Source organism: Pantoea coffeiphila (assembly GCF_016909495.1).
Classification (GTDB): domain Bacteria; phylum Pseudomonadota; class Gammaproteobacteria; order Enterobacterales; family Enterobacteriaceae; genus Erwinia; species Erwinia coffeiphila.
This window is the reverse complement of the sequence record NZ_JAFBFW010000010.1, coordinates 14,312-28,761: the sequence shown is the minus strand read 5'-3', so window position 1 is coordinate 28,761 and position 14,450 is coordinate 14,312. Positions and strand designations below refer to the sequence as shown.

The 14,450-nt window shown below is 56.0% G+C and carries 10 protein-coding genes; 5 read left to right on the top strand and 5 right to left on the bottom strand.

Annotated elements, in window-relative coordinates:
- Positions 1-6 precede the first annotated feature (6 nt).
- Together cytR and priA are read right to left on the bottom strand one after the other, a co-directional pair.
- Entirely contained in the window at positions 7-1,044 is a 1,038-nt protein-coding gene (gene cytR / locus JOE09_RS23565) for a DNA-binding transcriptional regulator CytR (protein ID WP_205067553.1), read from the bottom strand.
- 234 nt (positions 1,045-1,278) lie between these two features.
- Positions 1,279-3,477 (bottom strand): primosomal protein N', encoded by a 2,199-nt coding sequence (priA, locus tag JOE09_RS23560; protein WP_205067552.1) that lies wholly within the window; start codon positions 3,475-3,477, stop codon positions 1,279-1,281.
- 243 nt (positions 3,478-3,720) lie between these two features.
- Here priA and rpmE point away from each other — a divergent pair, with 243 nt between their 5' ends.
- Positions 3,721-3,933, top strand: a complete 213-nt coding sequence (rpmE, locus tag JOE09_RS23555; RefSeq protein ID WP_105594495.1) for a 50S ribosomal protein L31 — start codon at positions 3,721-3,723, stop codon at positions 3,931-3,933.
- A 78-nt stretch (positions 3,934-4,011) separates the two neighbouring features.
- Here the strand turns inward: rpmE and JOE09_RS23550 are convergent, their stop codons facing one another.
- Positions 4,012-5,100 carry a linear amide C-N hydrolase gene (locus tag JOE09_RS23550; RefSeq protein WP_205067551.1) on the bottom strand — a complete coding sequence of 363 codons (1,089 nt, stop codon included), beginning with the start codon at positions 5,098-5,100 and terminating at the stop codon, positions 4,012-4,014.
- Positions 5,101-5,208: 108 nt separating this feature from the next.
- Here JOE09_RS23550 and JOE09_RS23545 point away from each other — a divergent pair, with 108 nt between their 5' ends.
- On the top strand, positions 5,209-6,087 hold the full coding sequence (locus JOE09_RS23545) for a LysR family transcriptional regulator (protein WP_205067550.1): 879 nt from the start codon (positions 5,209-5,211) through the stop codon (positions 6,085-6,087).
- Here the strand turns inward: JOE09_RS23545 and metJ are convergent.
- Positions 6,084-6,401 (bottom strand): met regulon transcriptional regulator MetJ, encoded by a 318-nt coding sequence (gene metJ / locus JOE09_RS23540; protein WP_013200201.1) that lies wholly within the window; start codon positions 6,399-6,401, stop codon positions 6,084-6,086. The two genes, JOE09_RS23545 and metJ, sit on opposite strands and share 4 nt — an antisense overlap.
- A gap of 248 nt (positions 6,402-6,649) precedes the next feature.
- On the opposite strand from metJ, the gene metB reads away from it, so the two are divergent.
- The 3 genes from metB (at position 6,650) to metF (ending at position 11,573) form a co-directional block, all read left to right on the top strand.
- The gene (gene metB / locus JOE09_RS23535; protein ID WP_105594499.1) at positions 6,650-7,810 is read left to right on the top strand and encodes a cystathionine gamma-synthase; all 1,161 of its coding nucleotides are present in this window, start codon (positions 6,650-6,652) and stop codon (positions 7,808-7,810) included.
- Positions 7,811-7,812: 2 nt separating this feature from the next.
- A complete protein-coding gene (locus JOE09_RS23530; RefSeq protein WP_105594500.1) occupies positions 7,813-10,248 on the top strand; it encodes a bifunctional aspartate kinase/homoserine dehydrogenase II in 2,436 nt (811 codons plus the stop codon).
- A 419-nt stretch (positions 10,249-10,667) separates the two neighbouring features.
- Entirely contained in the window at positions 10,668-11,573 is a 906-nt protein-coding gene (metF, locus tag JOE09_RS23525) for a methylenetetrahydrofolate reductase (protein ID WP_205067629.1), read from the top strand.
- A 102-nt stretch (positions 11,574-11,675) separates the two neighbouring features.
- Here metF and ppc read toward each other — a convergent pair whose 3' ends face one another.
- Complete coding sequence (ppc, locus tag JOE09_RS23520) at positions 11,676-14,327, bottom strand: phosphoenolpyruvate carboxylase (RefSeq protein ID WP_205067549.1); 2,652 nt, start codon at positions 14,325-14,327, stop codon at positions 11,676-11,678.
- Positions 14,328-14,450 lie beyond the last annotated feature (123 nt).

Below are 14,450 nucleotides of genomic sequence, written 5' to 3'. Positions count from 1 at the left end.
AATATGTTAATCTTCATCGCGCAGTGAGGGTGCCGTACTACCGCGGATCTTTAACTCAAAATCCAGTAGACGAGAGCCAACATTTACCATCCGCCCCTGAAGCTGTTCCAGCAAGAGTAGCATCGCTTCGCGCCCAATGTTAAATCGCGGCTGCGCAACGGTGGTCAGCTGCGGGTCACTGTAGCGTGATAATTCAATGTCATCAAAGCCAATAATGGACAGGTCCTTCGGGATTTTCAGGCCCATATTCTTCGCCTGCGACATCGCGCCCAGCGCCATGATGTCGCTATGGCAGAACAGGGCATCGGGGGGTTTTGGCAGCGCCATCAGCTTTTTCATCGCATGCGTTCCGGCGTCAAAGGTAAAATCACCGCGCACGATGTACTGAGGGTCCACGCTCATACCGCTGCGGCGTAAGGCCTGAATGTAGCCCTGCAGGCGATACTGACACAGCGGCATATCTTCCGGCCCTGATATGCAGGCGATGCGGCGGTGGCCCAGCTTTTGCAGATGATTTACTGCTTCAAACGCGGCGGTCAGGTTGTCGATATGCACGGTGGGCAGTTCAAGCTCTGGTGCAAATTCGTTGGCCATCACCATCGGCGGCAGGTTGCGTTGTTCTTCCAGCCCGGCTTCAAAAGGTAGCTGCGATCCCAGCAGTACCATGCCGTCGATTTGACGCGTCAGCATTAAATTCAGAAACGATTTTTCCTGCTGATTCTGGTGGGCACAGTCGCCAATCAGAACCAGATAGCCCTGATCTGCGGCAACAACCTCGATCCCGCGAATCATTTCACTAAAAAACGGGTCGCAGATATCCGGCACGATAACCAGAATAGTCCGTGATTCGCTACGCCTGGCGCTGCGCGTCATTGAATGCGGGGAATAACCGACGGCAATCACCGCCTGTTCAACTTTACTGCGTGTCGCGGCGGAGACCTTTTCCGGGTTCATCAGGGCACGGGAGACCGTTGCCGTTGATACGCCTGCTTTTTCAGCTACGTCCTTCATGGTCGCTGCTGTTGTCTCTTGATTGTGCTCCAACGCTTTTCTCCTCACGCCAGCCGAAGCTGACCTGACTAACGGGTGATAATGTGCTCTTTCAGTGGCAGGCCGCGTATCCCTTTGCTGACCATTGCGCATTTTTACAGATGCAGCGAACTGCTGTTACTTAATTTGCATAAAAAATGTGACTTGTGCGACTTTTTTCGATCTACGCCGCAACTTTGCCATGCAAACGTTTACGCATTCTGCTTCCGTGCGACCAGTGCCGGTGAATTAGCCCTCCGCGGGATCGATATCCAGCGACCATTTCACTTTGCGTGATTGGGGAAGCGTGCCGATAAGCGGCAGGCTGGATTTAATCAGCCGCTGCAGTACGGCGCGGGAAGGGTGTTGCAGCAACAGCTGCCAGCGGTATCGACCGCTTCGCTTGGCCTGCAGAGCCGGCACCGGCCCCATCACCCAGAAGCCGTCGTCGTTCAGCGGGCTGGCTTCCAGCAGGTTGCGCAGCTGCTGAAGAAACAGGGAAGCCTGTTGATTATCGTGATCCTCCGCGCGGAACAGCGCGTGGCTGGTAAAGGGCGGTAGAAATACGCTTTTGCGCTCGCTGAGCGCCTGTTTAGCAAAGGCATCGTAGCCCTGCTTCAGCAGCGTTTGCAGTAAAGGGTGGTCCGGGTGATGGGTCTGCAACAGCACTTCCCCCTGTTTGCCCGCCCGTCCTGCTCGCCCTGCTACCTGAGTGTAGAGTTGGGCAAAGCGCTCGGCGGAGCGGAAATCCGCAGAGAACAGCGCGCCGTCAACGTCGAGCAGGGAAACCAGCGTCACGTCAGGAAAGTGATGCCCTTTCGCCAGCATCTGCGTGCCAACGAGAATACGCGCTCCGCCACGATGTACTTCCGCCAGCTGCTGCTCCAGTGCGCCCTTACGGCTGGTGGTATCCCTGTCGATACGCGACAGCGGCACGTCGGGGAACAGTGTGCTGAGGTTATGTTCCAGCTGTTCCGTACCCAGCCCGACGGGCACCAGATGCGTCGATCCACACTGGGGGCACTGATGCGGTATCGGGCGCTGACTATCGCAGTGGTGGCAACGTAGCTGGCGCTGATTCTGATGCAGCGTGTAGTAGCGGTCGCAGCGCTGGCATTCGGCAATCCAGCCGCACTCGTGGCACAGCAACGTGGGGGAAAATCCACGGCGGTTAAGGAACAGCAGAACCTGATTATCCGCCTTTAAGTGCTCGCCAATTTTTTTAATCAGCAGCGGAGATAAGCCGCCCTGGAGTTTCACGCCTTTCAGGTCGATCAGTAACTGCGTGGCGCGCGTGGCATTTCCGGCGCGTTTGCTGAGGTTGAGCAGGTGATATTTGCCCAGCTGCACGTTGTGTAACGTTTCAAGTGCAGGCGTCGCGGACCCCATCACCACCGGAATATCTTCCTGGCGGGCACGCAACACCGACAGATCGCGGGCGTGATAGCGCCAGCCCTCCTGCTGTTTGTATGAGCCGTCGTGCTCTTCATCAATAATGATGGCGCCCAGTCGGGCAAACGGCGTAAACAGCGCTGAGCGGGTGCCAATGACAATCGCCGTCTCACCGCTGCGAGCGCGCAACCAAACCGCCAGGCGTTCGCTGTCGTTCAACCCGGAGTGCAGGACGTCCACCGGGGCGTTAAAGCGTTCACGAAAGCGGGCGATAGTTTGTGGCGTCAGGCCAATTTCCGGCACCAGCACCAGCGCCTGGCGTCCGTTAGCCAGAATATTTTCCAGCACGCTGAGATAAACTTCGGTTTTCCCCGAACCGGTGATTCCATCCAGGAGCCAGGCGGAGAAGCGATCGTCGGCGCTGCGGATAGCGCCAACTGCCGTTGCCTGTTCGGTGTTTAACCGCAGTCTCTCACCGCTTACCGCAAAGTTTTCACGCCAGTCCTGCATCGCGCGGGTCACCGCGTGAAGTTCGCACAGTCCCTTCGCCCGGATCGCCTGCAATGTTGCTTCGGTGATATCGTGCTGGCTGACCTCATGCCGGTAAAGTGCTCGCTGGCGCAGTGCGGCCAGCGCCTGCTGCTGTTTTGGCGCACGCTTCAGGCTTTCCGGCGGCGTGGCGCGCCCCTGCTCGGTGATGGCCCACTGCCAGAGCGGGGCCTCTTCCGCGGCTTTTCCCTGCCGCAGCAGAACCGGCATGGCATGGAACAGCACTTCCCCCAGCGGGTAATGGTAATAGTCCGCCGCCCACAGCAGGATATGCCATAAAGAAGGTGAGAACAGGGGGGTACTGTCCAGCACCTCATGCACGCTTTTCAACTGGTCGCGAGGGTAATCGCTGTGTTCACCAACACTGACCACCACGCCAATCGCTTTACGTTTACCGAACGGCACGCTGACGCGGCCACCGGGAACGGCGTGGCTGAGGTGGGGTGGCAACAAATAATCAAAGTTGCGCGCAAGTGGAACGGGCAGTGCGACCTGAACAACGGGCATGGCTTCATCCGGGTGAAAAGCAGGGCCATTTAGTGTACACTGTGTCGTTCGCAATGTGCGGATACGATTGCAGCGTACGGTTAATTTCTGTATAATTCGCCGCCGTTGATACGGTATTTTGTATCGCGATGCCCGTAACCTTCGAGGTTTGGGTATATCACCTGACTATTAATCTTCGTGTGGTGCCGGTGCAGGAAACATTCCTGGCGCGGGAGAGCGACACGGCCTTAACTGAGGTTTCCCATGAAAAAAGGTATTCACCCAAATTACGTTGAAATTACTGCTAAATGTTCTTGCGGTAACGAAATCAAAACTCGTTCTACTACGGGTCGCGATCTGAACCTGGACGTTTGTGGCGAATGTCACCCGTTCTACACTGGCAAGCAGCGTGACGTTGCTACTGGTGGACGTGTTGACCGCTTCAACAAGCGTTTCAGCATCCCTGGCAGCAAATAAGCAGCCGGTCAGAAACGGTCAACGTTTCGGATGTACGAACAAAAAAACCAGCTCAGGCTGGTTTTTTTGTTTCCGGAATCAGGAGGACTTAGCGTATTTCAGCACGTCACCCTGCCAGCCTTTTTGCGCATAGTTTTGCAGATGGTCGATACGTTTTACCGGTTGACCCGCCGAGAAGTTAATCTCTCCCAGTTTTACCATCACCTCTGATGGCGCGAAGACCGATTTAAAGTGATATTCACCGTGGCTGAGATCGGCAATGGTCGTCCAGTAGGTCGACGTGCCTTTATTCTCCTGTGGGAACTTCGAATATTTTGCGTACGCATCGGTGATCGATTTCACCATCGGATCGCTGGCGTCCGGGTAGTTAATCGGGAATGCCGCATTATTGACTACCGACAGAATAAATCCCTGTGCCTGTGCTTTATTATCCGGCTGCGGGATATTTTTTACACCGATGCTGGTACGTACAAAACGGTCTTCCGCGCTTTGCGTACCGGGAATATGGTTTTCATCGACACCCTGATATTTTTTCAGATTTGCCAGCTGGCGATCGTATGACGGCGGATTGGTCATCACACGATAGTCGCGGTTGTGGTAAATGTTGACCTTACCGTTGTCAATTTCAATGATTGCTGAGTCACCGGTGACGTCTTCCAGCGCGATATGTTTCGTATCCGACGCGTAATCAATCGGCAGTTTTTTGGCGACCAGACGAACATCCTCTAAACCCTTCACCGCTTCATCAACCGTGGCGAAATTATCCAGCAGATAGCTGAGCCATGCGCGGCTATCGAGTTCGGGCTTATCCTTGTTATCCGCCTGGACCTGTTTCCCGTTGGTGTAATATTGCGTGTGTCCCGCCAGGCCTTTCTCATTCATGCCATCCATTGGAAAAACACCGTCAGCATAAATGACTACACTACCGTAGCGTGTTTTCCACTGTTTCGCTCCTGGGCCGTCACTGCCTGTGTGCTCAATTCCTCGTGGAGTAATCACCAGGGAAGGATCGACCGGGCCGAAGAAATCAAGATTACGTGCGCTGACCATATAGCCCGGATAGGTATTTAAAAATGCGCGGGTGCAGGCGCTGGCGCTGCCTATGGTCGCGATGGCCAGGGACGCACCCATTGCTACAGCCACCAGGCTGGATAATTTTTTATTCATTGTCTTCTCCTTTTGCTCACTGATGGTCAGCATAGCCAGCACGTTTAAAAGGAAAGAGTCGGCAACTGAGGGATTTTCCCCCTTCGGTATTTTTTAAGCAGGGAGCTTATGGCCATTAATTTTTCACTGGCGCAAATCGAAGCGTTTGCCTGCGTGGTGGAGTCCGGCAGCATTACGCACGCCGCGAAGCGGATGAACAAAGATCGTACTACCGTCAGCGAGCTGCTGGACTATCTGGAACTGGATCTGGGCTATGCACTGTTCGATCGGCACTGTCGGCCGTTTGCGCTAACCGAGCGCGGCGGCCTGCTTTATCGCCGGGCAAGGCTGTTTTTACACGAGGCTCAGGCGTTCAGCTATCTGGCCATGCAGCAGCAAAAGCAAGCACCCCAAACGCTCACCCTCAGCTACGACATTTTCACGCCACGCAAGCTACTGACCGTACTGGCGGAGGAATGCCGTCGGCAGGGGGTACAGCTCAATCTCTGTTATCAGGACCGTCAGGAGGCCGAGCAGGCGCTGCAAAAAGGCGAAAGCGATATTGGCATCTATCAGGCGGTCAACAAATCCGTCAGTGAGCGCTTTAAATGGCGCGCGGTGGGCAGCATCGAAATGGGGGTGTATGCCAGCCCCTCGCTGTTCACGCATCGGCCCGTCAGCCAACTGTCGCTGACGGCCTGCAATCAGCTGATCCCGAATAAGGGCCTGGAAGACCATCTGGCGCGTCGCTTACAGATCGCCGATCGCGTGCAGTTTGTGAATGATGCCGTGCTGTTGGAATCGCTGCTGGAGAATGGTGCAGGCTGGGCTTTTCTGCCGGTACATTTACTGGAGGGCAGGCTAAGTCATATTGAGCGGATTGAAACTGAAATGGGGAACAGCGGGATAGTGCATACGATGGTCGCTATCTGGCAGCCGGGGCAGGCCGGGCACCCGATTTTACATCAGGTGCTCGACCGGATAACCGAGCTGTTTGCGACGGGTTAATACTCCCAGGTGTCGGGATCGACGCCCATTTCCCGCATAATCGCTTTTGCTTCTTCAGGGATCTCGTCGCTGCGCTCTTTACGCAGATCCACATCGTCAGGCAGAGGCTGGCCCGTAAAGGCATGCAGGAATGCCTCACACAGCAGTTCGCTGTTGGTGGCATGACGCAGGTTGTTGACCTGGCGACGGGTGCGTTCGTCGGTCAAAATTTTAAGTACTTTCAACGGAATAGATACCGTGATTTTCTTAACCTGTTCGCTCTTCTTACCGTGTTCAGCGTAAGGGCTGATATATTCGCCGTTCCATTCAGCCATGGGTTACCTTAGTCATAATCAATATTTAAATGAGAAATGCCGAAATTCGGCCAATTATGCCCGAAGTTGGTGTGTATCACACAGCGATAACACAACTTTCTGTGGGGGATATCGGCATAATTTTAGCGGTTATTGGCCCATTGCTCAATCTATACGCAAAGACATTTAGATGTCCAGATGTATTGACGTCTATAGCTGCCCTGTTTACTCTATAGCCCTTCTCTCTTTTCAGCAGGAATTTATGCACCATGACGCGTAAACAGGCAACCATCGCAGTGCGCAGCGGATTGAATGATGACGAGCAATATGGCTGCGTTGTCCCACCGATTCACCTTTCCAGCACCTATAACTTTCTCGATTTCAACCAACCGCGCGCGCACGACTATTCGCGCCGTGGGAACCCGACCCGTGATGTAGTGCAGCGTGCGCTGGCAGAACTGGAAGGCGGCGTGGGTGCGGTACTGACCAATACCGGCATGGCGGCGGTACATCTGGTGTGTACCGTATTCCTGAAGCCGGGTGACCTGCTGGTGGCTCCACACGACTGTTACGGCGGCAGCTATCGCCTGTTTGACAGCCTGAGCAAACGCGGTGCCTATCGCGTTAAGTTTGTCGATCAGGGTGATGAAGCTGCGCTTCAGGCTGCGCTGGCTGAGAAGCCGAAGCTGGTGCTGATTGAAAGCCCGAGCAACCCGCTGCTGCGCGTGGTGGATATTGCCGCGATCTGTCAGGCGGCGAAAGAAGCCGGTGCGATCAGCGTGGTGGATAACACGTTCCTCAGCCCTGCGCTGCAGAATCCGCTGGCGTTGGGCGCAGACCTGGTGCTCCATTCCTGTACTAAATATCTTAACGGCCACTCTGATGTGGTTGCTGGCGCGGTGATTTCAAAAGATCCGCAGCATGCGACCGATCTTGCGTGGTGGGCGAATAATATTGGCGTGACCGGCGCGGCATTTGACAGCTACCTGCTGCTGCGCGGTCTGCGCACGCTGAATCCACGTATCGCGGCGGCACAGCGTAATGCACTGGCGATTGTTGAGTATCTGAAACAACAACCGCTGGTGAAAAAGTTGTATCATCCTTCTCTGCCGGAAAACGCAGGACATCAGTTCGCGGTGAAGCAGCAGAAAGGCTTTGGTGCGATGTTAAGCTTTGAGTTCGATGGCGATGAAGCAACGCTGCGCCGTTTCCTCAAGGCGCTGGAGCTGTTTACCCTGGCGGAGTCGCTGGGTGGCGTGGAAAGCCTGATTTCGCATACTGCAACGATGACGCATGCCGGAATGTCGGCAGAAGCCCGTGCCGCGGCAGGAATTTCCGAAACGCTGCTGCGTATTTCGGTAGGAATTGAGGATCACGAAGATTTAATCGCCGATCTGGATAATGCATTCCAGATTGCGGCCAAGAGGTAAGCATGAGTCATTCAGCAGTGGCAGAGGTGGGCAGTTCACGGCAGTTGCACAAATTTGGTGGCAGTAGCCTGGCGGATGCCAAATGCTATCAGCGCGTTGCCGGTATTATGGCGGAGTATAGCCAGCCGGGCGACCTGATGGTCGTTTCTGCGGCAGGAAGCACCACTAATCAGTTGATCAGCTGGCTCAAACTGAGTCAGAGCGATCGGCTGTCTGCGCATCAGGTACAGCAGGCTCTGCGTCGTTATCAGAGCGAGCTGATTAGCAGCCTGTTACCGCCGGAAACCGCTGACCCGCTCATTGCTGAATTTATTCACGATCTTGAAAAACTGGCCGCGCTGCTCGACGGCGTCATCAATGATGTCGTTTATGCAGAGGTGGTCGGGCACGGTGAAATCTGGTCAGCACGGCTGATGTCGGCCGTGCTGAGGCAGCGCGATATTGATGCCAGCTGGCTGGATGCGCGTGATTTTCTCCGTGCCGAGCGCGCTGCACAGCCGCAGGTAGATGAAGGCAAATCATTGCTGTTGCTTCAGCAGCTTATCGCTCAGCATCCCTCGCAGCGTCTCGTTGTCACGGGCTTTATCTGCGCCAACGATGCCGGTGAAACGGTGCTGCTGGGGCGCAACGGCAGTGACTATTCTGCAACCCAGATTGGTTCACTGGCCGGCGTGTCACGCGTAACGATCTGGAGCGATGTGGCCGGTGTGTACAGTGCTGACCCGCGTAAAGTGAAGGATGCCTGCCTGCTACCGCTGCTGCGTCTGGACGAGGCCAGCGAACTGGCACGTCTCGCCGCACCGGTGTTGCACACGCGTACACTGCAGCCGGTATCCAATAGCGATATCGATCTGCAACTGCGCTGTAGCTATCAGCCTGAACAGGGCTCAACCCGTATTGAACGCGTTCTGGCCTCCGGGACCGGGGCGCGAATTGTGACCAGTCATGATGATGTTTGTCTGATTGAGTTCCATGTTCCTGCGCATCATGACTTTGCGAAGGTACATAAGGAAATCGACCATCTGCTCAAACGCGCCCAGGTTCGTCCGCTGGCGACGGGAGCTCACCCCGATCGCAATCTGCTTCAGCTGTGCTACACCTCAGAAGTCGTCAACAGTGCACTGACGCTGTTGGAAGATGCGGCTCTGCCCGGGCGCTTACAGCTGCGGGAAGGGATGGCGCTGGTGGCGATGGTGGGGGCGGGCGTGTGCCGCAATCCGCTGCACAGCCACCGCTTCTGGCAGCAGATGAAAGATCAGCCGGTCGAGTTTATCTGGCAGTCGGAAGAGGGTATCAGCCTGGTGGCGGTGCTGCGCGTTGGTCCGACCGAGCATTTGATTCGCGGCCTGCATCAGACCCTGTTCCGTGCGGAGAAGCGCATCGGGCTGGTGCTGTTTGGTAAAGGTAATATCGGTTCGCGCTGGCTGGAACTGTTCGCTCGCGAGCAGGAAACACTTTCCGCGCGTACCGGTTTTGAATTTATTTTAGCGGGCGTGGTGGACAGCCGCCGCAGCCTGCTGAGCTACGACGGGCTGGAAGCCAGTCGGGCACTGGCTTTCTTTGAAGAGGAAGCGGTGGAGCAGGATCAGGAATCGCTGTTCCTGTGGATGCGGGCTCACCCGTTTGATGACCTGGTGGTGCTGGACGTCACTGCCAGTGAATCGCTGGCCGCTCAGTATCTGGATTTCGCCAGCTACGGTTTCCATGTGATTGGTGCAAACAAGGTAGCAGGCGCATCCAGCAGCGACGCGTATCGTCAAATTCGCGATGCCTTTGCTAAAACCGGCCGTCAGTGGCTTTACAACGCCACCGTGGGGGCCGGACTGCCGGTGAATCATACGGTGCGTGACCTGCGTGAAAGCGGTGACAGTATTCTGGCGATCAGTGGGATCTTCTCCGGCACGCTTTCCTGGCTGTTCCTGCAGTTTGACGGCACGGTGCCCTTTACCGAGCTGGTGGACCAGGCATGGCAGCAGGGGCTGACCGAGCCAGATCCGCGTGTCGATCTGTCCGGCCAGGATGTGATGCGTAAGCTGGTGATCCTGGCGCGTGAAGCCGGTTACGACATCGAACCGGATCAGGTTCGCGTAGAGTCGCTGGTTCCGGCGGGCTGCCAGGCTGGTTCGGTGGATCATTTCTTCGAAAACGGCGACGCGCTTAATGAGCAGATGCTGCAGCGTTATGAGGCGGCTCAGGAGATGGGACTGGTGCTGCGCTACGTGGCGCGCTTTGATGCCAACGGTAAGGCTCGCGTTGGCGTGGAGGCCGTCCGCGCCGATCATCCGCTCGCCGCGCTGCTGCCGTGCGATAACGTCTTTGCGATTGAAAGCCGCTGGTATCGCGACAACCCGTTGGTGATCCGCGGTCCGGGTGCCGGTCGCGATGTGACCGCCGGTGCGATTCAGTCGGATCTGAACCGGCTGGCGCAGCTGCTGTAGTGTTAACAGCGTGCTGATGGCTGAATGTCATCAGAACGTTCTGTTGAATGAAAGAACTCAAGCAGGCATGGATGCCTGCAAAGCTGGGTAAAATTGGAAGTATGCCTTCGGCGGCCGTATGCATCAGGGTTCGTCAGGCAATGTATCCATAGATCCCATTCATCCACTCTTCACCCGTCATCCAGCAGTATCGCTCAAAAGGGTGATATCCCCTGTTATCCCGCCGAACTGAGCCGCTAAATATCACTTCCGTTCGCATCATGAATTTCCCTCATCTTCGTTGAGGATTTGTCACGGCATGTCATCATTTAACTGTTGACTGAATGTACAATTTCCGTCATTTTGAATGTCTGGACGTCTAAATGGATAGACGTTTAACGGCGGCGATAGAATCAATAGCGATCGATGAGGTAACGGGTATGAGTTTTTTCCATGCAAATCAGCGCGAAGCACTAAATCAGAGTCTGGCCGAGATAAACGGACAGATTAATGTCTCTTTTGAGTTCTTCCCGCCGCGCACCGCTGAAATGGAAAATACCCTCTGGAGCTCTATCGATCGTCTGAGCAGCCTGAAGCCGAAGTTTGTCTCCGTCACCTACGGAGCCAACTCCGGCGAGCGCGACCGCACCCACAGCATCATTAAAGGGATTAAAGATCGCACCGGTCTGGAAGCCGCACCGCATCTGACCTGTGTCGATGCCACTCGTGAAGAACTGCGTACCATTGCGCAGGACTACTGGAATAACGGCATCCGCCATATCGTTGCTCTGCGCGGCGATCTGCCTCCGGGCAGCGGCAAGCCTGAAATGTACGGCGCGGACCTGGTGGCGCTGCTGAAAGAGGTGGGTGATTTTGATATTTCCGTTGCGGCCTACCCGGAAGTGCATCCTGAAGCGAAAAGCGCTCAGGCTGACCTGATTAACCTGAAGCGTAAAATCGATGCCGGTGCGAATCGGGCGATTACCCAGTTCTTCTTCGATGTGGAAAGTTACCTGCGCTTCCGCGACCGCTGCGTGTCCACCGGGATTGATGTTGAGATTGTGCCGGGTATTCTGCCGGTATCTAACTTCAAGCAGCTGCAGCGCTTTGCCACGATGACCAACGTGCGTGTGCCGGGCTGGATGACCAGCATGTTTGAAGGGCTGGATGATGATGTCGAAACGCGCAAAATGGTTGGTGCCAATATTGCGATGGATATGGTGAAAATCCTGAGCCGGGAAGGGGTGAAAGACTTCCATTTCTATACGTTGAACCGCGCGGAGATGAGCTACGCCATCTGCCATACGCTGGGCGTTCGCCCTGGCGTGAATGCAAACGTGGGCTGATATGCTGTAAGCGGGGTATAGCATGCAAAAAAACAGGACGCTGAGCGTCCTGTTTTTACATCGGCGATGCGTTAAACCGGGCGGGGTCTCCGCCCTTGCAATCTAGCCGGTGTTACGCATACCTGCCGCCACGCCGGCGATAGTCACCATCAGCGCCTGCTCAACGTGCGCATCCACTTCGCCGCCGTTGGCTTCCTGCTGGCGCGAGCGATGCAGTAGTTCTGCCTGCAGCACGTTCAGCGGGTCGGTATAGACGTTACGCAGCGCGATGGATTCGGCAATCCACGGCTGGTCGGCCATCAGATGCGAGTCGTTGGCGATGGTCAGTACCGCTTTGATATCGGAATCCAGCTGGTCACGCAGCTGTTTGCCCAACGGCCACAGAGACTCATCCACCAGACGCTGATCGTAGTATTCCGCCAGCCACAGGTCCGCTTTGGAGAACACCATCTCCAGCATGCCCAGGCGGGTTGAGAAGAACGGCCAGTCGCGGCACATGGTTTCCAGCTGTTCCTGATGACCTTCTTCCATTGCCTTTTGCAGACCGGCACCGGCACCCAGCCAGGCTGGCAGCATCAGACGGTTCTGCGTCCAGGCAAAGATCCACGGAATAGCGCGCAGCGACTCTACGCCACCGGTCGGGCGACGCTTCGCCGGGCGGGAACCCAGCGGCAGTTTACCCAGCTCCAGCTCCGGCGTCGCCGAGCGGAAGTAAGGCACGAAGTCAGCGTGCTCGCGCACGTAGCCGCGGTACATTTTACAGGACACATCAGACAGCTGGTCCATGATGCTGCGCCATTCGGCTTTTGGCTCCGGCGGTGGCTGCAGGTTGGCTTCCAGAATCGCACCGGTGTACAGCGACAGGCTGCTAATGGTGACTTCCGGCAGGCCAAACTTAAAGCGGATCATCTCGCCCTGTTCGGTGACGCGCAGGCCGCCTTTCAGGCTGCCCGGAGGCTGAGATAGCAGGGCAGCGTGCGCAGGGGCACCGCCACGGCCGATGCTGCCGCCGCGCCCGTGGAACAGCGTCAGGGTAATTCCGGCTTTCTCACAGGTTTTGATCAGTGCGTCCTGGGCCTGGTACTGTGCCCAGCTTGCTGCCATCACACCCGCATCTTTCGCAGAATCTGAATAGCCAATCATCACCATCTGCTTGCCCTGAATGATGCCGCGATACCAGTCGATATTCAGCAGCTGGCTCATCACATCATTGGCGTTATTCAGGTCGTCCAGGGTCTCAAACAGCGGGGCTACCGGCAGGGTGTAAGTAATTCCGGCTTCTTTCAGCAGCAGGTGGACGGCCAGCACGTCGGACGGCGTTTTCGCCATCGAAATAACGTAAGCGGCGATCGAGCCTTTCGGTACATCGGCAGCCACGCGGCAGGTATCCAGCACTTCTTTGGTGTCGGCGCTTGGCTCCCAGTTACGCGGTAGCAGCGGACGTTTGGAATTCAGTTCGCGGATCAGGAAGGCCTGCTTGTCGGATTCTGACCAGCTTTCGTAGTCGCCAAGGCCCAGGTAGCGGGTGATTTCAGCGATGGCTTCGGTATGACGGGTGCTTTCCTGACGCAGGTCGATGCGCACCAGCGGAACGCCGAAGCATTTCACGCGGCGCATGGTGTCCAGCAGCTGACCGTTGGCAATAATGCCCATGCCGCAGGCCTGTAGTGACTGGTAGCAGGTGTGCAGCGGTTCCCACAGCTGATCGTTGGAGATCAACAGGTCTGCCGGACGCGGTAAACGCTCGCCTTTCAGGCGGCGCGCCAGGTAGGACTGGGTGCTGGTCAGCTGTCTGCGAAGATTTTTCATAATCTCGCGGTACGGCTCCAGCGCTTCCGGATTGCCGCACAGCTCGCGCACTTCCGGCGTACATTCGGACATCGACAGCTCGGAGATCAGCACGGCGATATCGCGCAGGAACAGATCCGCGGCTTTCCAGCGGCTCAGCTGCAGCACGTGGCGAGTAATATCGGCGGTCACATTCGGGTTACCGTCGCGGTCACCGCCCATCCAGGAGGTGAACTGCACCGGCACGAAATCAACCGGCAGCGTGTAGCCGAAGGACTCTTCAACCTGTTCGTTTAGCTCACGCAGGAAGTGTGGCACACCTTCCCACAGGCTGTTTTCAACCACCGCAAAGCCCCATTTGGCTTCATCGATCGGTGACGGACGATATTTACGGATTTCATCGGTATGCCAGGCCTGGGCAACCAGCTGGCGCAGACGGCGCATGATTTTCGAGCGGTCATAGTCAGAAAGATCGTTGTGATCCAGCTGCTTAAGGCAGTTGTTCACCTCAACCAGTTTGTGGATCAGCGTACGACGGGTGATTTCCGTTGGGTGAGCGGTCAGAACTAATTCCAGCGACAGGGATTCAATCGCCTCGCGAATGTTAGCTTCGGTCAGGTCCGGCTGCTGCTTCAGGCGTTCAAAGGTTTTCGCCAGCATTTCCGGATGATTTGCCCCTTCGCCCTTTGGCGAAATGGTGTGGTACTGCTCGGCAACGTTGGTCAGATTCAGGAACTGACTGAACGCGCGCGCAACCGGCAGCAGCTCATCGTTGGACAGATTTTGCAGCGTTGATAACAGCTCCTGACGGTGGGCATCATTTCCCGCACGTGATGACTTAGAGAGCTTACGGATAGTTTCCACCCGATCGAGAATGTTCTCTCCCAGTGCATCCTTGATGGTATCCCCGAGCAGCTTGCCGAGCATACTGACATTACTTCGCATTGCGGAATATTGTTCGTTCATATGACCCCTGACACCCTCTTTCTTGTACTTGTAACTTTATTTCACCCTTGTGGGTATAACGCAGCCTTTTATCTAGCCACGTTAATAACCATTCGTCAATTGACTTAAATTTGCCGTATCGTG